At 59.5% G+C, this 21,549-nt stretch carries 18 protein-coding genes and 1 pseudogene; 11 read left to right on the top strand and 8 right to left on the bottom strand.

The annotated features are described in order from the left end of the window. The first annotated feature begins 76 nt into the window (after positions 1–76). Positions 77–3,541, top strand: coding sequence for a dermonecrotic toxin domain-containing protein (locus tag AB4N47_RS18585; protein ID WP_341639111.1), 3,465 nt, complete (start codon positions 77–79; stop codon positions 3,539–3,541). Between the two features lie 27 nt (positions 3,542–3,568). Here AB4N47_RS18585 and AB4N47_RS18580 read toward each other — a convergent pair whose 3' ends face one another. Next, positions 3,569–4,348: an IclR family transcriptional regulator gene (locus AB4N47_RS18580; RefSeq protein WP_024011648.1), complete on the bottom strand. Its 780-nt coding sequence runs from the start codon at positions 4,346–4,348 to the stop codon at positions 3,569–3,571. 163 nt (positions 4,349–4,511) lie between these two features. Between AB4N47_RS18580 and hmgA the strand changes: the two genes are divergently transcribed. The 3 genes from hmgA to maiA are packed head-to-tail and all read left to right on the top strand — an operon-like array spanning position 4,512 to position 7,772. Then, positions 4,512–5,816, top strand: coding sequence for a homogentisate 1,2-dioxygenase (gene hmgA / locus AB4N47_RS18575; RefSeq protein WP_341639112.1), 1,305 nt, complete (start codon positions 4,512–4,514; stop codon positions 5,814–5,816). A gap of 3 nt (positions 5,817–5,819) precedes the next feature. After that, positions 5,820–7,124 carry a fumarylacetoacetase gene (gene fahA / locus AB4N47_RS18570; RefSeq protein WP_341639113.1) on the top strand — a complete coding sequence of 435 codons (1,305 nt, stop codon included), beginning with the start codon at positions 5,820–5,822 and terminating at the stop codon, positions 7,122–7,124. 12 nt (positions 7,125–7,136) lie between these two features. Then, positions 7,137–7,772 (top strand): maleylacetoacetate isomerase, encoded by a 636-nt coding sequence (gene maiA, locus AB4N47_RS18565; RefSeq protein ID WP_341639114.1) that lies wholly within the window; start codon positions 7,137–7,139, stop codon positions 7,770–7,772. 139 nt (positions 7,773–7,911) lie between these two features. On the opposite strand, the gene AB4N47_RS18560 is transcribed toward maiA, so the two are convergent. Next, entirely contained in the window at positions 7,912–8,715 is an 804-nt protein-coding gene (locus AB4N47_RS18560) for a SirB1 family protein (RefSeq protein ID WP_024011653.1), read from the bottom strand. 184 nt (positions 8,716–8,899) lie between these two features. On the opposite strand from AB4N47_RS18560, the gene AB4N47_RS18555 reads away from it, so the two are divergent. Next, positions 8,900–9,919, top strand: coding sequence for a Glu/Leu/Phe/Val dehydrogenase family protein (locus tag AB4N47_RS18555; RefSeq protein WP_016771635.1), 1,020 nt, complete (start codon positions 8,900–8,902; stop codon positions 9,917–9,919). Positions 9,920–10,090: 171 nt separating this feature from the next. On the opposite strand, the pseudogene AB4N47_RS18550 reads toward AB4N47_RS18555, so the two are convergent. Further along, positions 10,091–10,345, bottom strand: a pseudogene (locus AB4N47_RS18550) (YebG family protein); the annotation flags it as partial. A gap of 336 nt (positions 10,346–10,681) precedes the next feature. Here AB4N47_RS18550 and AB4N47_RS18545 point away from each other — a divergent pair. Beyond that, complete coding sequence (locus tag AB4N47_RS18545) at positions 10,682–11,182, top strand: phosphate-starvation-inducible protein PsiE (protein ID WP_016771633.1); 501 nt, start codon at positions 10,682–10,684, stop codon at positions 11,180–11,182. Here the strand turns inward: AB4N47_RS18545 and AB4N47_RS18540 are convergent. Both AB4N47_RS18540 and AB4N47_RS18535 read right to left on the bottom strand, forming a co-directional pair. Next, on the bottom strand, positions 11,179–11,496 hold the full coding sequence (locus AB4N47_RS18540) for a DUF3509 domain-containing protein (RefSeq protein ID WP_341639115.1): 318 nt from the start codon (positions 11,494–11,496) through the stop codon (positions 11,179–11,181). The genes AB4N47_RS18545 and AB4N47_RS18540 overlap by 4 nt on opposite strands. Before the next feature lie 263 nt (positions 11,497–11,759). Continuing rightward, the gene (locus AB4N47_RS18535) at positions 11,760–13,136 is read right to left on the bottom strand and encodes an L-serine ammonia-lyase (protein ID WP_341639116.1); all 1,377 of its coding nucleotides are present in this window, start codon (positions 13,134–13,136) and stop codon (positions 11,760–11,762) included. 135 nt (positions 13,137–13,271) lie between these two features. Here AB4N47_RS18535 and AB4N47_RS18530 point away from each other — a divergent pair, with 135 nt between their 5' ends. Then, a complete protein-coding gene (locus AB4N47_RS18530) occupies positions 13,272–14,219 on the top strand; it encodes a LysR substrate-binding domain-containing protein (protein WP_123443455.1) in 948 nt (315 codons plus the stop codon). Positions 14,220–14,419: 200 nt separating this feature from the next. Beyond that, a complete protein-coding gene (locus tag AB4N47_RS18525; RefSeq protein ID WP_016771629.1) occupies positions 14,420–14,827 on the top strand; it encodes an HPF/RaiA family ribosome-associated protein in 408 nt (135 codons plus the stop codon). A 391-nt stretch (positions 14,828–15,218) separates the two neighbouring features. On the opposite strand, the gene fecA is transcribed toward AB4N47_RS18525, so the two are convergent. The 3 genes from fecA to AB4N47_RS18510 all read right to left on the bottom strand — a co-directional run bounded on the left by fecA (position 15,219) and on the right by AB4N47_RS18510 (position 19,190). Then, positions 15,219–17,552: a TonB-dependent Fe(3+) dicitrate receptor FecA gene (gene fecA / locus AB4N47_RS18520; protein WP_341639117.1), complete on the bottom strand. Its 2,334-nt coding sequence runs from the start codon at positions 17,550–17,552 to the stop codon at positions 15,219–15,221. A 178-nt stretch (positions 17,553–17,730) separates the two neighbouring features. Further along, positions 17,731–18,663: a DUF4880 domain-containing protein gene (locus AB4N47_RS18515; RefSeq protein ID WP_341639118.1), complete on the bottom strand. Its 933-nt coding sequence runs from the start codon at positions 18,661–18,663 to the stop codon at positions 17,731–17,733. Further along, complete coding sequence (locus AB4N47_RS18510) at positions 18,660–19,190, bottom strand: sigma-70 family RNA polymerase sigma factor (protein ID WP_341639119.1); 531 nt, start codon at positions 19,188–19,190, stop codon at positions 18,660–18,662. The genes AB4N47_RS18515 and AB4N47_RS18510 overlap by 4 nt, the downstream gene beginning before the upstream one ends. A 146-nt stretch (positions 19,191–19,336) precedes the next feature. Between AB4N47_RS18510 and AB4N47_RS18505 the strand changes: the two genes are divergently transcribed. From AB4N47_RS18505 to AB4N47_RS18495, 3 genes are read left to right on the top strand one after another with little or no spacing between them, the layout of a single operon-like run. Next, entirely contained in the window at positions 19,337–19,642 is a 306-nt protein-coding gene (locus AB4N47_RS18505) for a DUF3649 domain-containing protein (protein WP_041479671.1), read from the top strand. Then, positions 19,639–21,222, top strand: a complete 1,584-nt coding sequence (locus AB4N47_RS18500) for a PepSY-associated TM helix domain-containing protein (RefSeq protein ID WP_341639120.1) — start codon at positions 19,639–19,641, stop codon at positions 21,220–21,222. Before AB4N47_RS18505 ends, AB4N47_RS18500 begins: the two co-directional genes overlap by 4 nt. Then, a complete protein-coding gene (locus AB4N47_RS18495) occupies positions 21,222–21,548 on the top strand; it encodes a DUF3325 domain-containing protein (protein ID WP_122610800.1) in 327 nt (108 codons plus the stop codon). Before AB4N47_RS18500 ends, AB4N47_RS18495 begins: the two co-directional genes overlap by 1 nt. Position 21,549 lies beyond the last annotated feature (1 nt).

Raw genomic sequence — 21,549 nt, 5'->3', positions numbered from 1 at the left:
CCTGGAAAAGAAACTACCTTGCAACTATCTACAGCGGCTGTGTTCGCAGCTCTGGATAGTCAAGTAAGGAAAAAATGTGGTCAAGTTATATAAAAGTCTGATGCGTGGTTCTTTGGGTGAGCAAGTTGCCTGGTCTGAAGAGTGGGAAAAGGCAATCCAGGCAAAAGAAGATCTTTTCAAGATCGTCGATGCCATGCCGAGCGTGCTGGGTATTCTTCGTAGCATGCTTGGTAGTGAATTGAAGCGTTTGGGCAAGACAATCGATATTGACAAGGTTTATATCAATACAGACTCGGCTTTTCCCGATAATGGAAGTCGTCCTTCTGGCACTCTTTGGGAAGTGACTGTTCATTGTCTTGATAATAATGTCAGCCCCGCTTACATAATGGGCGGTGATGGGGTTTATTCTCTGCCGGACACCCGGGATGAGCAGTTCAAAGTCAGTGCTCTCAATGTCCTTATTGTCGAGGATCTGATTGCTGCGATGATCACCGGGTTGCAAAAGACATTGCAAGCCGAGATCGCAAAATTCTGGGCGGCACCAGCCAGGTCCATGCGACCGGACACGGCACCGTTGTCCAATAAGCAGGCTCTCATCGAAGCCTGCGCCGTGGTCACCAGTGCAGAGCTTTCGCTGTCGGTCATGGCCAACAATTTTGACGCCTGGTTGGGCGAGCGATTCGCTCATCTACTTGACGCAGATGGCGGTCGCGCAGCGTTTGAAGTCAGGCTGCAACCTGAACAGGATTACCTGCTGTCGCTTCAGCCTTGTTTCGTTCTGGACAACGCCGAGCGTGCGGATGCAGAAATGCCGCTGGTGAATGAGTCAACCTCTTATCTCCTGCATACGCCGGAAAACGGCTTTGAATTTTTTGAAAAAAATATCGATCTGCATAGCAAACTTCAGCAGCGACTGTCCCTGGGTGGAGACCAGATCAAGTATCTGAAAGCTGCGCAAAGTCCTCATGCGTTTTGTGTCGAGGCTCACCTCAAAGGTCAGCTTGAAAGTGTTTCACTCTTGATCGGTGGCCAGGAACAACTGGCAAAACCGCTGACTTCCATGCTGCAGGACAATCAAGGCCTGCATGTGCTGCGTTACGGCATCGAAACCCGCTTTTATCTGCTTTGGGCTGCATTGAAACGCACCGATTGGCCGCTATGGCTGCATGCCGCGGGTAGCGATATGCAACAGCGCTATAGCGAGCTTGAAGAGTCGCGGGATCAATACCAAGCTGTCTATTCAAACACCTTCGATGCATGTTTTTCATTCAAGGATTATGTAGTGCGCACATTCGCCGAATGGGCGAATAGGGTACTTGGTGAACAACTGGATCCGGAATCGATAAATGTCCATAGTTCGTACAGTCTGCAAATTGCCGGGCGTACTATCGAACAGGAAGAAACCCGGACGCTGACGGAGTTTATTGTTTTCGGGCTGCACGACACTGGTTATAAAGCGGCTCTGACTATCATCGGCGCTCCCGCCGGAAGTCGGCTGACGGCAGTAGCGCTTGAGCAGTGGCTGGAAAATCGTAACCTGCGACTGGAATTTACCGGCAGTCTTGCATACTCGCCCTCGGTGGCTTACCAAGAGGCTTATTGCAACTATCTCTTCAGTCAGATGGAGTTCGCGGCTTTTGTTGCTCGCCACTCCGGGAAACTGGATTCCACTGATGCCAATATCATCGCACGGGCCATGGCCAATGATCCCGCGGTGACGGTTCAGGGAATGCGAATCCGATCCCAGGTGCCGGCGTTGAAAGAGGTCCTGATCATTTCGGCCCGAGAATATGTACCGTCGCTGATGTTGATCAAAACGCCTGCCGGTGAATTCGAACTGCATAAATTTGCCGATATCTACGCGGCAAACCGCTGGCTCGAGTCGGCGTTGTCCGCCGATCGTGAATACGCTGCATTGCTGATCCATCCGGACTATCTGCACGAAGCGGGTGAGTTGCTCGGCAGCGCTCGCACACAACTGAGCTATCGCTATACGCTCGATAGCCGACCGGTTGATCTCGGCCTCAATCCCAAAGCACAGCTGGCTGATTACGCAAATGCCGCTTACCGCGCCGAAGTTGCCCTGCACAAGGCCATTGCACCGGCCGGTTATCGGGCGCTTGGCTTCGAGGGCCGCAAGCGCTATTCGCGTCTGAGCACCGAATTCAAGGCACTGTCCATGGTTGATGCGCGAGACAATGGCTTTCCGACATTCGAGCAATTCACTTATGACTCGGTGAAAGCTCAGATCGAAGACATTTTGCGTTCGCGTGGCAGTTACGTTTCGGTCAATCCCGACCAGATCATTGTGCAAACCGAAGAATTTCGTAAGAGCGTTACCGACGTTTTGCTTGAAGGACTCGCTTTTGAAGCGGCGCATCCGGCCTACGAAACGAAATTCAGCCCGAAATACTATTTGGTCAACGGCCATCCCGTCGTTGAAAAACTGGATATCCGCGACCTTTCCTCGCTGTCGAAAACATTCCGACCCGGCGACAGATATACCGCGATGCTGAAAGAGCAATATCAGAACAAGGCGCATCCTGAGTACTCATTCAAACGTGCTGTACACGCCCGGAAAATCCGCTGTGAGATGTACCGCAATGCATTTGCCGACTTTACTAACGGCAGATTAACCACTGAGTCTTTCTCTGCTATCCAACGGGTTATCGATAATCTGAAAGAAAGCGGCGGCTATCAATCAATCGTCAATAGCGTCTCCGAAGGGGATGTCGGGCTGTATAAATTCAACATCGGCACGCTGGGTCTGACAGCTGCCACGGACCGTACAGTGGGTGGCGTTTATATTTTTCGACTGAAGTTATCGTCAGGTTTCTTCGACTTGCTCTATACGCCTGACGCGCCGGATCAAGTCAGCTTCCGGCCGATCGCTGAGTTCATTCCTTCGATTCGTTTTCGGAAAGGCCCGTTCAGGACCTACTACAGCGAGCGGATACTGCTGGTTGACCAGAAAGTGATCAATGACTACTTCGATAATCTGGTCGCAACGGTTGATGCCCGACCGGTCATTCGCACGCAGCAGCGTTCGCTACTGCCTGATCTGTTCACTTTCCATGACGAGCGAGTGCGCCGTGTATTGAGTGACATCGACGAACGGACCACCAGTCTCAATGAAATAATCGCCGGTGTGGTTTATGAAAACCTGTTGAAGGCGGCAAACATTGTCAGCCTGCTGGTGCCCCCCGTAGGCACTGTCGTGGTGGCTGTGCAGGTGATGAAAAGCATCTATGACGCGTCGCAGTCGCACCGACGGGGTGATTATTCCGCCGCGCTGGGGCATGTGCAGGATGTATTGAGCGGACTGCTGACATTGGGCCAGGCTGCAGCGGCGGGGGCGCCGGTCAAAGAACTTACCCGTGCGCAACGCTCGTTTCTAAGTCTGTTTGAAGACGCCCGCACGGTCGCGGAACTCGTAACGTATTACACCGGCCATGAAGACCCCGCCGATGAGCTGATCGGGTTCTTCAAGTCACTGATGCAAGAGGGTGACAGCGCATTGAGCAAGACCACGGTGCGTTGAGTCGGTTCGAGCGCACATAAGCATTACCTAACTTTCGTAACCCATGCGCCAACTCACGGCCCGCGTCGCAGCCAACAACCGCTGCGCCGCCGGGCCGTTTTCGTCGGCGTGGAACAGCGAGGTCGGGCCGACGATGGTCAGCACCGCAGCGATCTGCCCGACCGCGTTGAACACTGGCGCAGAAAGCGCATCCACACCGGGCATCAACAAACCATGCACGTGATGCAGACCGCGTTCGCGGATCTGTTCACACAGCGCTGCATAGGCTGTTTCATCCTTGAGCGGATGCTCCGCGACAGCGATTTCCTGCTCGCGCAATTCATCGGTTTCCCGGTGCGGCAGGTAAGCGCTGAACACCAGCCCGGTGGACGAGCTGAGCAGCGGCAGCACCGAACCCAATTGCGTCACCACCGTCACCGCGCGCACCGCCGGTTCGATATGCACCACGGTTGCGCCCTGATTGCCCCACACCGCGAGGAAGCAGGTTTCGTTGAGTTCATCGCGCAACTCGGACAGCGGCAGGGCAGCGACCTTAAGCACGTCCATGCTGTTGAGTGCGGCCAGGCCCACCCGCAGCGCTTCGCGGCCGAGGCCGTAATGGTTGGTGGCGGCGTTCTGTTCGGCAAATCCCGAAGCAATCAACGCCTGCAGATAGCGATGTACCTTGCTCGCCGGCATCTGCACGTGTTCGGCCAGACGCGACAGCGAAGTCGACGGTGACAACTCGGCCAAAGCCTTGAGGATGTCGGTGCCGACCTCGGCGGAGCGGACTTTCTGTTTGCCGTTGCTGTCGCTGGTTTTTTCCATGGGGCTGGCGGTTCCGGTTCGAATGGGCGTCTTTATAGCTTGACGCTGGATAGCGAGCAAATTACGTTATGCGTAATCAGATTACGATAATAACAACCCCGGCGTGCCGAGACCTCTGAGCCAGAGCGATGGGCCATTGCCGACTCCCCGTTCAGGAGGCTCCATGAACCTCGATTCAACCGCGCAGGACCTGGTTTACCAGTCCGGCTTCGGCAACGAATTCAGCACTGAAGCGTTGCCCGGCGCGCTGCCCGTTGGCCAGAATTCCCCGCAAAAAGCCCCGTACGGCCTGTATACCGAATTGTTCTCCGGCACCGCCTTCACCATGCCGCGCAGCGAAGCGCGCCGCACCTGGATGTACCGGATTCAGCCATCGGCCAACCACCCGGCGTTCGTCAAACTGGAACGGCAACTGGCCGGCGGACCGTTGGGTGAAGTGACGCCCAATCGCCTGCGCTGGAATCCACTGGAGCTGCCGACCGAACCGACGGATTTCATCGATGGCCTGATCAGCATGGCGGCCAACGCCGGCGCCGAGAAACCGTCCGGCATCAGCATTTATAACTACACCGCCAACCGTTCGATGGAGCGGGTGTTCTTCAACGCTGACGGTGAAATGCTGCTGGTGCCGCAACTCGGTCGCCTGCGTATCGCCACCGAACTGGGCGTACTCGAGGTGGCGCCGCTGGAAATCGTCGTGCTACCGCGTGGCCTGAAGTTTCGCGTCGAGCTGCTCGATCCACAGGCACGCGGCTACCTCGCCGAGAACCATGGCGCGCCGCTGCGCCTGCCGGATCTGGGGCCGATCGGTAGCAACGGTCTGGCCAATCCACGGGATTTCCTTACCCCGGTCGCCGCCTACGAAAACCTCCAGCAACCGACCACTCTGGTGCAGAAATTCCTTGGCCAGTTGTGGGCCACCGAACTCAATCACTCACCCCTCAATGTGGTCGCCTGGCACGGCAACAACGTGCCGTACAAATACGACCTGCGCCGTTTCAACACCATTGGCACGGTGAGTTTCGATCATCCGGATCCTTCGATCTTCACCGTATTGACCTCGCCGACCAGCGTGCACGGTCTGGCCAACCTCGATTTCGTGATCTTCCCGCCGCGCTGGATGGTCGCCGAAAACACCTTCCGGCCACCGTGGTTCCATCGCAACCTGATGAACGAATTCATGGGCCTGATCCAGGGCGAATACGACGCCAAGGCTGAAGGCTTCGTGCCCGGCGGCGCGTCGTTGCACAGCTGCATGAGCGCCCATGGCCCCGACGGCGAGACCTGCAACAGGGCGATCAACGCCGAGCTTGCACCTGCAAAAATCGATAACACCATGGCCTTCATGTTCGAGACCAGCCAGGTGCTGCGCCCAAGCCGTTTCGCCCTCGACTGCCCTCAATTGCAATCCAGTTATGACGCTTGCTGGGCCTCGCTGCCCGCCACGTTCGACCCGACCCGGAGATAACCCATGACACAGAATTCCATCACCCGCAGTTGGGTCGCTTCCGCCAACGGTCATAGCGATTTTCCGTTGCAGAATCTGCCGCTGGGCGTGTTCAGTCTCAACGATTGCAGTCCGCGCGCGGGCGTGGCGATCGGTGAGCACATCTTCGATTTGCAAGTCGCGCTAGAGGCCGGGCTGTTCGACGGCGTCGCACGCAGTGCGGTGGAAGCCATGCATGGCGGGCAGTTGAACGCGTTCTTCGAACTTGGCCGTGAGGCGCGGGTTGCCCTGCGCGAACGCCTGATCGAACTGTTCAGTGAAGGCAGCACGCTGCGTGGCAGCATCGAAGCGCAAGGCGCGAAAGTCTTGCCACTGGCTGCCGATTGCCAGATGCACCTGCCGGCGCGAATCAGCGATTACACCGACTTCTACGTCGGCATCGAGCACGCGCAGAACGTCGGCAAACTGTTCCGTCCGGATAACCCGCTGTTGCCGAACTACAAGCACGTGCCGATCGGTTACCACGGTCGTGCTTCCACGGTGCGAGCCTCCGGCACCGACGTGCGCCGGCCGAAGGGCCAGACGCTGCCGGCCGGGCAGACCGACCCGGTCTTCGGCCCATGTGCGCGTCTGGATTACGAACTGGAGCTGGGCATCTGGATCGGCCAGGGCAATGAGATGGGCGAGCCGATTGCCATCGGTGACGCTGCCGAGCACATCGCCGGTTTCTGCCTGCTCAACGACTGGTCGGCGCGGGATATCCAGGCTTGGGAATACCAGCCACTCGGCCCATTTCTGTCGAAAAGCTTCATCACCAGTGTTTCGCCGTGGGTGGTGACGGCCGAAGCGCTCGAGCCGTTCCGCACGGCACAGCCGGCGCGCCCTGAAGGTGATCCGCAGCCGCTGCCGTATCTGCTCGACAAGCGTGACCAGGATGGCGGCGCCTTCGACATCGAACTGGAAGTGCTGCTGCGTACCGAAGCCATGCGCGAGCAGAACCTGCCCGCCCATCGCCTGACCCTGAGCAACACCCGCTACATGTACTGGACCGTCGCGCAAATGGTTGCGCATCACAGCGTCAACGGTTGCCAGTTGCAGGCTGGTGACCTGTTTGGTTCGGGCACTTTGTCCGGCCCGGAAAACGGCCAGTTTGGCAGCCTGCTGGAGATTACCGAGGGCGGTAAGAAACCGATCGAACTGGCTTCCGGCGAAGTGCGCAAGTTCCTTGAGGACGGTGACGAAATCATCCTGCGCGCTCGCTGCGCCCGCGACGGTTTTGCCTCGATCGGCTTCGGCGAATGTCGCGGCACCGTGATCGCTGCACGCTGACAGGAGCGGCTTATGGATCTCTATGGCTATTACCGTTCCACTTCATCGTACCGGGTGCGAATCGCACTGGCGTTGAAGGGCCTCGATTACCAGTCGCTGCCGGTCAACCTGATCGCACCGTCGGGTGGTGAACATCGGCAGCCGGCGTATCTGGCGCTCAATCCCCAGGGCCGGGTGCCAACCTTGCGCACCGATGACGGTGCGCTGCTGATTCAATCGCCGGCGATCATCGAGTATCTGGAAGAGCGTTATCCACAGGTGCCGTTGCTGCCGGATGATCTGCTGACGCGCGCGCAGGTGCGCGGTGTCGCGGCGGTGATCGGCTGCGATGTGCATCCACTGCACAACGTCAGCGTGCTCAATCGCCTGCGCCAGTCCGGGCAGGATGAAACGCAGGTGGTGGAGTGGATCAGCCATTGGATCAGCCAAGGGCTGGCAACGGTGGAGCAGTTGATCGGCGACAGCGGTTTCTGTTTTGGCGAATGGCCGTGCGTGGCAGATGTGTATCTTATTCCGCAGTTGTATGCGGCTGAGCGGTTCAACGTCAGCCTGGAGGCATATCCGAAGATTTGCCGTGTGGCTGCTTTGGCGGCTGATCATCCGGCGTTTATCAAGGCGCATCCTGCCAATCAACCAGACACGCCGTAATTCCTGTGGGAGCGAGCCTGCTCGCGAAGACGGAGTGTCAGTGGCCTTTCATTCAGCTAACACACCGCTTTCGCGAGCAGGCTCGCTCCCACACAGGTTTGTGTGGGCCTCAAGGATGGGGGCAGCCTGCGGAAGGTAGTTAATGCACGACGGAGTTGGGCGGCAGATGGCCGAGGCGTTCGGTCAGGCGCAGGCGCTGGATCGGGTCTTCGCTGAGCAATAACGCATGCTCCAGATCGAAGCGCTCAGCGTTCGGGCAATCCAGCCGTTGATACAGACTGGCCCGGGCCATGTAATCAGAGGCCTTCGCATCACCCAGTTCGAGCACTCGTTCTGCGTCGATCAGCGCGGCGATGTGATCGTCGTGGGTCAGATGCAATTGGCGCAGGTTGCGTGACAGACGCTGCAGCATCTGCACTGGCGTGGCCGTCAGCAGATGCTCGGCGCTGAGCTGCATGTTCGGCCCGTATTGGCGTTGCAACAGTTCGCGACAGTCGTTGGGATACAAGCGTCGCCCGCCGCAAGGGTCGAGCAAGTGGTCGGCGCCGGGTACCCGCAACAGGAAATGCCCGGGGAAGTTGACCCCGACCAAAGGAATCTCGAGGCCATGCGCCAGTTCCAGTGCGATCAACGCCAATGCCAGCGGCTGACCGCGCTGGGTGTGCAACACACGATGCAGCAGCGCCGCCTGCGGGCGCAGCGGCAGGAAATCATCCTGTGCGAAACCGAGATCGACCATGCGCCGCAACAGCGGTTGCGCCAGTTCGCTGACCGGCAGCATCGGCAGCCCATAGCTGACGCGTAGTTGCAGATCCTTGAAGGTGCGCAACCATGCCTCGGGCTCGAGGGTTTTGTCGTGCTCGGCACTTATCCACAGCGCAGCTTCCAGCAGCGCCGGCGGTGAACGATGCAGGCATTCGAAAAAGCGTTGGCGCGCACTCATCTGAATTTCCCTCCAATGCCTCGTTTTAGCCCCGTCCGGGTTGTTCGTCCAGTGCCGGGCGCGTTGAGCGCGAGTTATAGCGGCGCAACATTGTCCGCTCGGCGGCTCATGCTGGTGCGCGCCAGCAATTTTCAGGGGCAAGCCTATACTGGCGTTCTACAAGAAGTGATTCGGGAGCCTGTCGATGTTCGCTCTCATGCAAAGCACTCGCCTGGAATCGCTGCACTTGAGCGTGGACCCGGTCACCGGGTTGAAGGCGGTCATTGCCATTCATGACAGTCGCCTGGGGCCAGCCCTGGGCGGCTGCCGTTACCTTGCCTATCCCAACGACGAATCTGCGGTCGAGGACGCCATTCGCCTGGCGCAAAACATGAGCTACAAAGCGGCGCTGGCCGGCCTTGCGCAGGGCGGCGGGGTGGCGGTGATCGTGCGCCCGGCCCATGTCGAGAATCGCGCCGCATTATTCGAGGCTTTCGGCCGTTGCATCGAGCAGCTCGACGGTCGCTACATCACCGCCATCGACAGCGGCACTTCAGTGGCGGACATGGACTGCATTGCCCAGCAGACCCGGCATGTCACCAGCACCACCTCGGCAGGCGATCCGGCACCGCACGCGGCCATGGGCGTGTTCACCGGCATTCGCGCCACGGCGATGGCGCGTCTGGGCAGCGACAACCTCGAAGGCCTGCGCATCGCGATTCAGGGGCTTGGCAACGTCGGTTATGCACTGGCCGAGCAACTGCACGCAGCCGGCGCCGAGTTGCTGGTCAGTGACATCGACCACGGCAAGGTGCAACTGGCGATGGAGCAGCTCAATGCTCACCCGATCGCCAACGACGCGTTGCTCAGCACGCCGTGCGACATTCTCGCGCCTTGTGGGTTGGGCGGTGTGCTCAACAGCCACTCGGTGTCGCAACTGCGCTGTTCCGCTGTGGCCGGTTCGGCGAACAATCAACTTTCCCATCTGGATGTGGCGGACCAACTGGAACGGCGCGGGATTCTTTACGCGCCGGATTATGTGATCAACGCTGGCGGGCTTATTTACGTTTCGCTGAAACATCGCGGGGAGGAGTTGCCGACGATTACGGCGCATCTGTCGAAGATCAGTTCGCGGCTCACGGAGGTCTTCGCCCATGCTCAGGCGGAAAAACGTTCGCCGGCGCGGGTGGCGGATGAGTTGGCGGAGAAGGTTTTGTATCGCTGAAACAGCAAAAGATCGCAGCCTTCGGCAGCTCCTGCACTCGGAATGCAGGAGCTGCCGAAGGCTCGGGCCGCGATCGGACGATCTTTCTGATTACTTCGGCGCTTTCGCTGCTTTGGCGGGCTTCGCCGGCGCCTCGTCAGGTTCTGCCGCTTCAGCTTTTTCGACAGGCTCGGCCGGCGCATTGATCAGCTCCGACAGCGCATCGGGCTGGCTCTTGAATGCCCGGGCGAACACATCACGATTCTTCGCCATGTAGATCCCGGCTTCTTCCACTTGCTGTTCGGTCAGGGACGGAACGGCTTTTTGCAGCACATCGGCCAGATATTCGGCCAATTCGAGCATTTTGTCATGACGATCAGCTTCGGCTTTATCCATGAACAAGCGCTCCAGATCTCGGCTGCTGCGGTATACCACTTCGACGGCCATTCACCACCTCACATGCCTTCACGTTAAGTTGTCTTGACGACTACTGTATCCATATACAGCGAAAAGGATAAGCGAATCCCTGCGCCATGGGTAGTGGCTTTTCAATGTAGACCGGATTTGGCGTTTGTCAGGGGTACGTGTGACTGCTATTCGCGAGCAGGCTCGCTCCCACGGAAACTCCAGCGGTGCGACCAAACGCCACGGCGCGGGATTTGCGGCGGATCGCCATGATGCGTGGCCCTGAACCTGCATGAAAACCGTTGCAACAAGGCGCGCGCGCAAAACCGTCACGTGCGATACGCATCATCCGCCCGAAACGGGCTAAGGAAACTCATCGTGAAAATAAACTGGGCCGAGAAATTGCGGCGTAACGTGCATCAACTGGCCGAGTCCCTGGGCAACCTGTTTGTCGAAACCTTCCACTATCTGGCGCTGTTCGCCATCGGTGCGGTGACGGCGTGGGCGGCGGTGATGGAGTTTCTCGGCATGCTCGAAGTCGGGCACATCAAGATCGATGACATTCTGTTGCTGTTCATCTATCTGGAACTGGGCGCGATGGTCGGGATTTATTTCAAGACCAACCACATGCCGGTGCGCTTTCTGATTTACGTTGCGATCACTGCACTGACGCGCTTGCTGATTTCCAACGTCTCGCACCACAACCCGCCGGACATGGGCATCATCTACCTGTGCGGCGGCATTCTGCTGCTGGCGTTTGCGATCCTGGTGGTGCGTTACGCCTCGTCGCAATTCCCTTCGGTGAAGATCGAGAACCCGCAGCGCAAGATCGGCACGGGTTCCAGCGAACATCCTGAAGTGGAGAAGGGCGAGCTCTAAAGGCCCGCCGCCTGGCCCGGCTGGCCTTCGACCCGTGGCGGTGGCGGGGTCAGCCCGGCGCCGCTAGTCATGGCCTCGAGAATCGACATGGCGCTGTGGCCCTGTTCGATGGCGATGCCAAACTGGATGCTTTGTACCAGCCGTTTCAAACGCTCGGGATCGTTGCGCTGTTCGGCGCTGATCATGCGCTTGGCCACGATGCGGCCGGCATTGGACAGGGTCAGCATGATGCTGCCGTCCAGGCCCTGAATGCTCAGATTGATCTGATAGTCCGGCGCGAAAGCATCGGTAATGATTTGAAATGGGTTGTCCATGATGCGTCACCGCCTGATTGAACGTGCAGTTGTTGACCGGCCATGATCCGATTTGGTTCGCAACACCAGACCACTGGCATCTCGTTCGCTGAGGTTTGCAATGTCCGTTTGCCTCAAGGGTGATATAGCAAGGGGCATGCCGGAAAAATTGTCGAACAATAAACACGGCGAAAAAAACGGCGAGCCTCGGGGCTCGCCGTTTTTTGTGGCGCGTTTTCAGGGCAGGAATGAGCTGATGATCGCTGACAGTGCAGTCAGGCCGATCAGCACTCCACCCAGTTCACCGCCAGCCCGCCCCGCGAGGTTTCCTTGTATTTGTCGTGCATGTCGGCGCCGGTGTCGCGCATGGTGCGAATCACCCGGTCGAGGGAAATAAAGTGATTGCCGTCGCCGCGCAGAGCCATCTGCGTGGCGTTGATCGCCTTCACCGCCGCGATGGCATTGCGCTCGATGCACGGCACTTGCACCAAGCCGCCGACCGGATCGCAGGTCAGGCCGAGGTTGTGTTCCAGGCCGATTTCGGCAGCGTTCTCCAGTTGCTCCGGTGTCGCCCCGAGGACATCGGCCAGGCCGGCGGCGGCCATGGCGCAAGCCGAACCGACTTCGCCCTGACAGCCGACCTCGGCACCGGAGATGGAGGCGTTTTTCTTGCACAAAATCCCGACAGCGGCTGCGGCGAGAAAGAACGCGACGACGTCATCATCAGACGCATCCGGATTGAATTTCATGTAGTAGTGCAGAACCGCCGGAATGATCCCGGCGGCACCATTGGTCGGCGCGGTGACCATGCGCCCGCCGGCTGCGTTTTCTTCGTTGACGGCGAGGGCGAACAGGTTGACCCATTCCATGGCCGACAGGGTCGAACTGATCACATTCGGTTTGCCGATTTCCAACAGGCTGCGATGCAGTTTCGCCGCGCGGCGCGGTACTTTCAGACCGCCGGGCAGGATGCCTTCGTGGCGTAAACCTTGTTCGACGCACTCGCGCATCACTGACCAGATGTGCAGCAGGCCTTGGCGAATCTCGTCATCGCTGCGCCAGGCGCGCTCGTTGGCCATCATCAGTTCGGACACGCGCAGATTGTGCTTTTTGCACAAAGCGAGCAGTTCGGCGGCGCTGGAAAAATCGTAGGGCAACACCACGTCGCTGATTGGCGCCACGCCAGATTCGGCTTCAGCCGCTTCGACGATGAAACCGCCGCCCACCGAGTAATAGGTTTGCGTGAACAGCTCGGCGCTTTCGCCAAAGGCGCTCAGCGACATGGCGTTGGGGTGGTAGGGCAGGCTCTCGTCGAGCAGCAGCAGATCGCTCTGCCAGTCAAAAGCAATCGAACGTTGACCGGCGAGGGACAGTTGCCCGGTTTCGCGCAGTTGCTGGATGCGTGGATCGATGGTCGAGGGATCGATGCTGTCCGGCCATTCGCCCATCAGGCCCATGACCGTTGCGCGGTCAGTGGCGTGGCCGACGCCGGTGGCCGAGAGCGAACCGTACAGGCGGATCTGCACGCGTCGCACATCATTGAGCAGATGCTGATCGACCAGAGCCTGGGCAAAGGTCGCCGCTGCACGCATCGGACCGACGGTATGAGAGCTGGACGGGCCGATGCCCACTTTGAATAGATCGAAAACACTGATAGCCATGCTAAACCCTTACAAGCAATGGAGTAGGAATCGCTGCCATTTTTTGTCGGACAAGCGCAATGTCGGCGATACTGCCTGCCTCGGTTCGAGGTGACCAACGAAACCTCCTAAGACAGCCTTTAGCAGGACTAAACAATGAGTCGTCAATTGCATGCCCAGACCTATGTCTGGCTGCAGGTATTTGCCTGTGCCGCGCGGCACCTGTCGTTCACCCGTTGTGCCGAAGAGCTGCACATCACCCCGGGCGCGGTCAGCCAGCAGATCCGCCAATTGGAAGAGCGCTTGGGCTTTCGCCTGTTTCATCGGCGCGCGCGCGGCGTTGAGTTGAGTGCACAGGGGCAGCGGCTGGCGATTACCGTCAATGAAGCCTATGGCAGCATCGATGCGGAATTGCGCCGGCTGGACGCCGGGATGATCAGCGGGACTCTGCGGTTGCGCTCGATCCCGTCGTTTCTCGGCAAGTGGCTGACCCCGCGCCTGCCGCGCTTGCAGCAACGCTTTCCGGATATCCAGTTGCGCCTGGTGGCCGAGGACAGCAGCGTGCCCTTGCATGAGGGCGATTTCGATCTGGCCATCGACCTCAACGATGGCAGTTATCCCGGATTGTTATCCACAGCCTTGCTCGACGAGCAGATATTTCCGGTGTGCGCGCCGAGCCTGTTGCGTGGGCGCCCGCCGTTGCACGGGCCGGCCGATCTGATGCATTTCCCGTTGCTGCACGACATCACCGCCTGGCGTGGCAGTTACGAATATGCGGAATGGGAGTTCTACCTGAACGCGATCGGCTTCGAAGGCGCCGATGTGCGACGCGGCCACACGTTCAATCGCAATCACCTGACCATCGAAGCGGCGATCGCTGGCATGGGCGTGGCGATTGCCCGGCGCACGTTGCTCAACGATGAGCTGGAGCGCGGCACGTTGATCGTGCCGTTCGGCTTGTCGGTGCCTAACCATAAACGCTATGTGCTGCTGTATGCGCCGGGGGCGTTGAGCCATCCGGGCGTGCGCGCTGTGCATGACTGGCTGGTGGAGGAGGCGGGGATTTTTCGCAGTCTGCACCCGCTGAATGAGCAGCAGATGTGAGCAGATTTTTCTGCGGAGCGGGTCGACCCAACTCCCGACATTAACAGCGCCTCGCTCGGTTGTCCGGCTTTTTTTGCGAATGAATATTTTTCTTTTTTCAGGGGTTGAAATGTTCGGCAGTCGGGCCGATTGTTGTAACCAGGAGGTCAGGAAATTCACTTCAAGGCCTCCAGCGAGCTAGCTGAAATAAGGGATGAACTATGCAAATCCAAGTCAACAGCGATAACCATATTCAAAGCAGTAAGCGACTGGAGGAGTGGGTACGTACAACTATTGAGAGCACGCTCGACCGTTATGAAGAAGACCTGACCCGTGTCGAAGTCCACCTGAGCGACGAGAACGGCGAGAAACCAGGTCCCCATGACTTGCGCTGCCAACTGGAAGCGCGGCCAAAAGGCCACCAACCGATTTCCGTGACCCATAAAGCCGATTCGCTGGAACAGGCGATCGACGGTGCCGCCGAGAAACTCGAGCACAAACTGGATCATCTGTTCGGCAAACTGCGAGGTAAACCACGCGCCGCTGTAGTGCCATTTACTGGCAAGGCCAACGACAAGCTGTTGGCGGAAGAATTTGACGAGAATGAACAGGCAGCGATCAACAGTTGATGCGCTGATTTCACAAGTCACACAAGGAGAACGGGCCTGCTGATGCAGGCCCGTTTTTTTGTTTGTGGTGTTGGTGATTGCTCGCAGGGTTTAAGACCGTAGCCCCTCATCGGAACGCCGCCCGCCCAGCCCTCTCCCGAGGGAGAGGGAGCCTATCCCGGTTGTTTTCAAGTCCAGCGTTCGGCTCGATATTGCAGGCGAGCGTAAATCGTAAATACACCTCGGTCAGTCCCTCACCCTCTGGGAGAGGGGGCCGATTCCGGTTGTTTTCAAGTCCAGCGTTCGGCTCGATATTGCAGGCGAGCGTAAATCGTAAATACACCTCGGTCAGTCCCCTCTCCCTCTGGGAGAGGGTTAGGGTGAGGGGCTTTTGATCTACAATGGGCTGCGGTCAGAACGCCACCGACGTCTGCACATAAACCGTCCGCGGCTCTCCCACGTACTTGCCCTTGTTGTTGTCATCGAACGAGCGTGTGAAGTACTGCGTGTTGAAGATGTTCTTCACCCCCACCGCCACATTCAAATCCGACAGTTGCGGTCCGAAGTCATACCCGGCGCGGCTGCTGAACAGCATGTAGCCGGGGATCTTGCCGGTGCTGCCATCGGCGCTTTCCCTCGAAGTGTTGGCGTTGTCGGCGAACTGGTCGCTCTGGAAGCTGCTGTCCAGATTCAGCTTCCATGGCCCTTCGGTATAACCGACGCCAATCGTGCCTTTGTGCTTGGAGGAAAACGGCACGCGGTTGCCTTTGTTCGGCCCGTCCTCGCGGATGGTGGCGTCGACATAGGCGTAACTGGCGTAGACATCGAAACCGGCCAGCGCCGGGCTCAAGTCGTCGAGCGCGTAATTGACGCTGGTCTCGATGCCCTGATGGCGGGTTTCGCCGCGAGCGATCACCGAATCGTTGGTCTGGTTGCTTTCGTACTGGTTGTCGAAGTTGATCAGGAATGCGCCGATTTCCGCGCGCAGGGCACCGTTGTCATAGCGAGTGCCGAGTTCCCAGGTGCGGGCCTTTTCCGGCTTCACTTCGCCGCTGCTCACGCGGTTGGGCATCTGGCTGTATTGCACGCTGCCGAACGAGCCTTCGGTGTTGGCATACAGGTTCCAGCTGTCGGTGAGGTGATAAAGCACGTTCAGCGCCGGCAGCGCAGTGTTGTAGTCGCCCTTGTATTTGACGTTGGTCAGGTTGTTGGTCTGCTGCGACTCGATCATCTCGTAGCGCACGCCCGGGGTGATGGTCCATTTGCCGATGTCGATGCGGTCATCGACGAAGAACGCGTTGGCCTCGGTACCACCGCGAGTGTCGCGGTCGTTGCGGCTGCTGGTGGTCGGGTATTCGTTGGCGCTGATCGGCGTGCGATAACGCAGTTCGTGGCCGGCCTCATTGATGTAGCGGTAGCCGACGCCGACTTCATGGCTGCTCGGGCCGAGGTCGAAACCTTGGGCGAAACGGGTTTCCAGACCACGTACCCAATACTCGCGCGGCGACAGCGAGAGGAATGTGCCCTGATCCAGATAACCGCTGCGCAGGGTTTTGGTGAAGAAGGTGTTGGCGGTGAATTCGCGGCGATCTTCCTGATAGCGATAGCCGAAGTTGAACATCGTCCGGCGGCCCCAGAACTGGTCTTTCGGCCGCGTCGATTGATACGGATCGGCATCGTAATCGGCGACGTTGAGACCGCCGGGCATGTCGGCCTTGCCTTCGTAATACTGGGCCATGGCGTTGAAGCTGTTGGCCTCGTCGAGCTGGTACTTGCCCTTGAGGATCAGGTCGTCGATCTCGGTGTCGCTGTGTTCGCGCCAGTCACCGCCACGGGTGCCGGAGTACAACAGCGCACCACCGAGGCCGTTGGCGTTGGTGCCGCCGGCCAGCAGATTGGCGCTGGTCTTGAAACCGTCGTGGCTCGACGATGGGCTGGTTTCAGTCTGGAACCCACCCTTGACCGTTGGCTCGTCAGGAATCGCCCGGGTCACGAAGTTGACCACGCCGCCGACGTTCTGCGGGCCATAACGCACCGCGCCGCCGCCACGCACCACGTCCACGGCATCCATGTTGCCCATGCTGATCGGCGCGAACGACAACTGCGGCTGACCATACGGCGCGAACGGCACCGGGATGCCGTCCATCAATACTGTCGAGCGTGCGGCCAGGCGCGGATTCAAACCACGAATGCCGAAGTTCAGCGCCATTTCGTGGCTGCCGGTGCCGTTGTTCTCCGGCGCATTCACACCGGGGATGCGGTTGAGCACATCGCGGGCCTGGGTCGCGCCCTGGCGTTCGAATTCTTCGCGGCGGATCACATCACGCGCCCCGGGGTGTTCGAAGACATTGAGCTGCGCCGCATCGCCGAGCCAGTCGCCGACTACGGTCGAGGTGCCCAGCTCCAGCGCCGCGTCAGCCAGCGGTTGCAGGCTGAAAGCATTGTCGCCTTCGGCGCGGGCTTGCAGACCGGTGCCTTCGAGCAAGGCTTCGAGGCCTTGTTGCGTCGTGTAATTGCCCTCCAGACCCCGGCTCTGCACACCGCTGGTGACTTGCGAGCCAAAGGAAATCAGCACGCCGGCTTCACGGCCAAACTGGTTCAGCGCGGTTTCCAGCGACGCCGGGGCGATGTGATAAATCTTGGTCTCGGCGCCCAGCGCAGCGGGCAGGGCGGTGAAACTCAGGCTGGCGCCGAGCAGAAGATTGCGCAGGCTGCGGGCCAGTGGCGTAAGACGGGTGGGCTGCATGTGGATGATCCTGAGAAGGTGGAATCAAGGGGGCTTTCCTTCTCTGTCACGCCAGATCTGAAAAACGGCTCATTTATTTTTTCAGAATCAAAAGATCGCAGCCTTCGGCAGCTCCTACAGAAAAAATGCATTCCAAATGTAGGAGCCGCCGAAGGCTGCGATCTTTTGATCTTGCTGTTCAAACCAGCGCTTCGACGCTCACCCAATAACGGGTAAAGCGCTTCACTCTGACCGGCAGACTGATCTGCAACAGGTCGAGAATCCGCTCGCTGTCATCCAGTGGATACGTCCCGGAAATCAGCAGATCGGCAACCTGGCTGTCGCACCGCAGCTGCCCGCGCCGGTAGCGGCCAAGCTCTTCGAGGAAATCACCGAGGCGCATATGAGCGGCGACCAGCATGCCGTCAGTCCACGCACCACTGTTGGCGTCCAGTGGTTTGGCCGCGCTGAGGGAGCTGGCAGTAAAACTCAACTGCCGCGCGACCGGCAGCAGCAGGGGCGCGCGCTGGCTGGCGATGAGTTCGACTCGTCCTTCAAACAGCGCGATCTGCGTGTGATCAACAAACTGCCGCACATTGAGGCGCGCACCTTGGCTTTTCAGCACGCCGTGTGCCGTGCGTATTTCGAACGGATTTGCAGCGCTCAACAGCATTTCGCCTTCAAGCAGACGAATCGTATGCTGCGTGTCATCGACATCGACGGAACTTGCGGTATTGAGCTGTAACGAATCGGCACCGCCCAAGCCGATCTTGCGCCGCTGGCCCACCGGCGTGCGGTAATCGGCGAGCAGCGACGGCAACGGCGTGTGCTCGCGCATGCCCCAGGTCGCCGCTGAGCCGGCACCGAGAATCAGCAACATTTTCAGCGCCTGACGGCGGCTGCCGGATTTCGGTCCGTTCAACGCCGCGTGGGCCAACGGCGACGAAACGCCGCGCAAACGCTGATTGACTCGTTGCATGTGTTCCCACGCCCGGCGGTGTTCGCTGTGTGCATCCAGCCATTGTTGCCAGGCCTGTTGCTGGCGCGGGGTCAGCGTGCCCTGCTGCATTTCCAGCAGCCAGTGCACCGCCTGTTCGGCGACTTGCGCGGAGAAATCCGGCGTGCGATTCACAGGGCGAAATAGCAGCGCATGGCCGCTTTGTTCAAATGGCGTTTGACCGTGGCCACCGAAATACCCAGTTCTGCGGCGATCTGTGGATAAGTCAGACCATCGACCTGAGCGAGCAGGAAAGCGCGTTTGATCTGGCGCGGCAAGCCGTCGAGCAGTTCATCGAGTTCGACCAGTGTCTGCAGGATGATCGCTTTGTGCTCTTCCGACGGCGCGACCATCTCAGGCATCTGCGCCAGTGTCTCGAGGTAGGCGCGTTCTACATCCTGGCGCCGGTAATGATTGAACAGCACGCGCTTGGCCAGGGTGGTGAGAAAGGCGCGCGGTTCGATGATCAGCGGTGGCTCGCGGGCGGTCAGCACCTTGATGAACGTGTCCTGGGCCAGATCCGCCGCGCTGTCGGGGCAGCCGAGTTTGCGCCGCAACCAGCCGGTGAGCCAGCTGTGATGAGCATGGTAGAGCGATTCGACGGGATGGGCGGGCGGCAACGAAATGACTCCGGACGCAAAACTTGCGTAGAGAACGTGCATTAGAGAACAAGAACGTTTCGCATTGTAGAGGCTGACGACAGTGTCCGGCAATCAGATGCTTTTGCGTATGAGAATATTTATCATTAATATTGCTCGCCTGTAGATTCGGCTTGTCGGCCGAACGTTTTTCGTTTCAGGGTCGAAACATGAAAGGCAAACTCGCCACTCTTCCCATGTCCTATCGTCTGGCCGTCACTTCGCGAGTGCTGGCGGCGATTTTCGGCGGCTATCTGGTGGCGGCGCTGGCCAGTGTCACCCTGACGTTGTGGCTGCCGCTGAACCGCGCCGAAGCGGTGGTCACTGGCATGACCGTGTCCTTTCTGGTCTATCTGGTCGCAGTGCTCTGGTGCTTTGCCTGCCGCAGCGCGTGGTCGGCGTGGGTCGGCCTGTTGGTGCCGAGCGTGATTCTCGCCACCGTTTCCGGTGCCGCTCGCGGTCTGGGGCTGGCATGAAGGAAGGGTTCCGGCAGGCGATGGCCTGGCTGCACACCTGGGCCGGGCTGGTGTTCGGCTGGTTGCTGTTCGCGATTTTTTTCACCGGCACGCTCGCTTATTTCAAAGATGAAATCAGCCACTGGATGCAGCCGGAAATCGCTGCACATTCGCTTGATAGCGAAGCGAACCTGGCGCTGGCGCAAGATTATCTGCAACAACACGCCGCCGGCGCCTCGCGCTGGCTGATCGATTTGCCCGATGCCCGCGACCCCGGCCTGACGGTGCGCTGGCAACAGGCGCCGGGCAACCCCGGCGAGCGCGGCCGCTTCGAATCCCGAACCCTCGACGCTCAGACCGGGGCCGAGGTGCAGGGCCGCGAAAGCATGGGCGGCGAGTTCTTTTACCGTTTCCACTTCCAGTTGCAGATGCCTTACCCGTGGGGGCGCTGGCTGGCGACCCTCGCCGCGATGGTGATGTTCGTTGCGTTGATCAGCGGCATCATCACCCACAAGAAAATCTTCAAGGACTTCTTCACCTTCCGCCCGCGCAAGGGCCAGCGTTCCTGGCTCGACGGGCATAACGCCGTGGGCGTGCTGGTGCTGCCGTTTCATTTGATGATCACTTACAGCAGTCTGGTGATTTTCATGTCGATGGTCATGCCGGCGAGCATCGTCGCCTCTTACGGCAGCGACGTGCGCAAGTTCTACGACGAAGTCTTTCCCGCCTCGAAGACGCCCGAGCGCGCCGATGTCGCCGCACCGCTGACCGCCATGGCGCCGCTACTGGCCAAGGCCAGCGAGCAGTGGTCGGGCGGCCACACCGCGCGCCTGTCGGTGAGCAATCCGGGCGATGCCAGCGCTACGGTGGTGCTGTCCCGCGCGGGCGATCGGGTGGTGCATGATTTCGGCCGGGCGGTGACGTTCAACGGCGTCACCGGACAGCTTCTGAGCAGTACCCCCGATCAACCGATGGCGATGGCGGTGGGTGGCGCGTTTTATGGTTTGCACATGGGGCATTTCGCCGGGCCGCTGTTGCGCTGGCTGTATTTCATTTGCGGACTGGCTGGCACGGCGATGATTGGCACCGGGCTGGTGATCTGGCTCGGCAAGCGGCAGCTCAAGCACGTGAAAAGCGCGGCGCTGCCGTTCGAATTGCGCCTGGTCGAGGTGCTGAATATCGCCAGCATGGCCGGCTTGGTATCGGCGGTGGCGGTGTTCTTTTTGGCCAATCGACTGCTGCCGGTGAGTCTGGCAGGGCGGGCCGATTGGGAAGTGAATGCGTTCTTCATAGCCTGGAGTCTGAGCGTGGTGCACGCGGTGTTGCGTCCGGGGCGCAAGGCGTGGATCGAACAGCTGACGTTCGGCGCCGCGCTGTTTATCGCGGTGCCGCTGATCAATGCGCTGACCACGCCGTGGAATCTTGGCGCCAGCCTGATGCAACGCGACTGGGCACTGGCCGGATTTGATCTGACATGTCTGGCGACGGGGCTTTTTCTCGGCTGGGCTGCGCGCAAGATGCAGCGTACGGGCGACTCCGTCAGCGTTCGCAAAGCAAGTCCTTCGCCTCGCTCGATCACAGTCGAACAGGGGGCTAACTGATGCTGCTGGCCCTGTTGCTTACTTACGCCGGCTTCACCGCGTTGTGCCTGTCGATGCCACGTCATCACGCCGAATTGCTCGGCGCCAAACCGTCGACGCGCCGCCGTCAGGGTCTGGCGTTGGCGGGATGGCTGTTGCTGGCGCTTTCGCTGTGGGCAGCGGTCGCGGCCAGTGGCTGGAGTTTCGGTCTGGTCGACTGGTTCGCGGTGCTGATGCTCAGCGCTTTGGCATTGGTGCTGTTGCTGCCGTATCGCCCGCGTCTGGCCATGGCACTGGCCGGGTTGAGCCTGCTGGCCAGCCCGGTCGCCGCATGGGCGCAGTGCTGAA

It is taken from the genome of Pseudomonas sp. S3_G06, from assembly GCF_054667565.1.
Note: the sequence above shows the minus strand (reverse complement) of the source record. Positions and strands in the feature narration are given on the sequence as shown.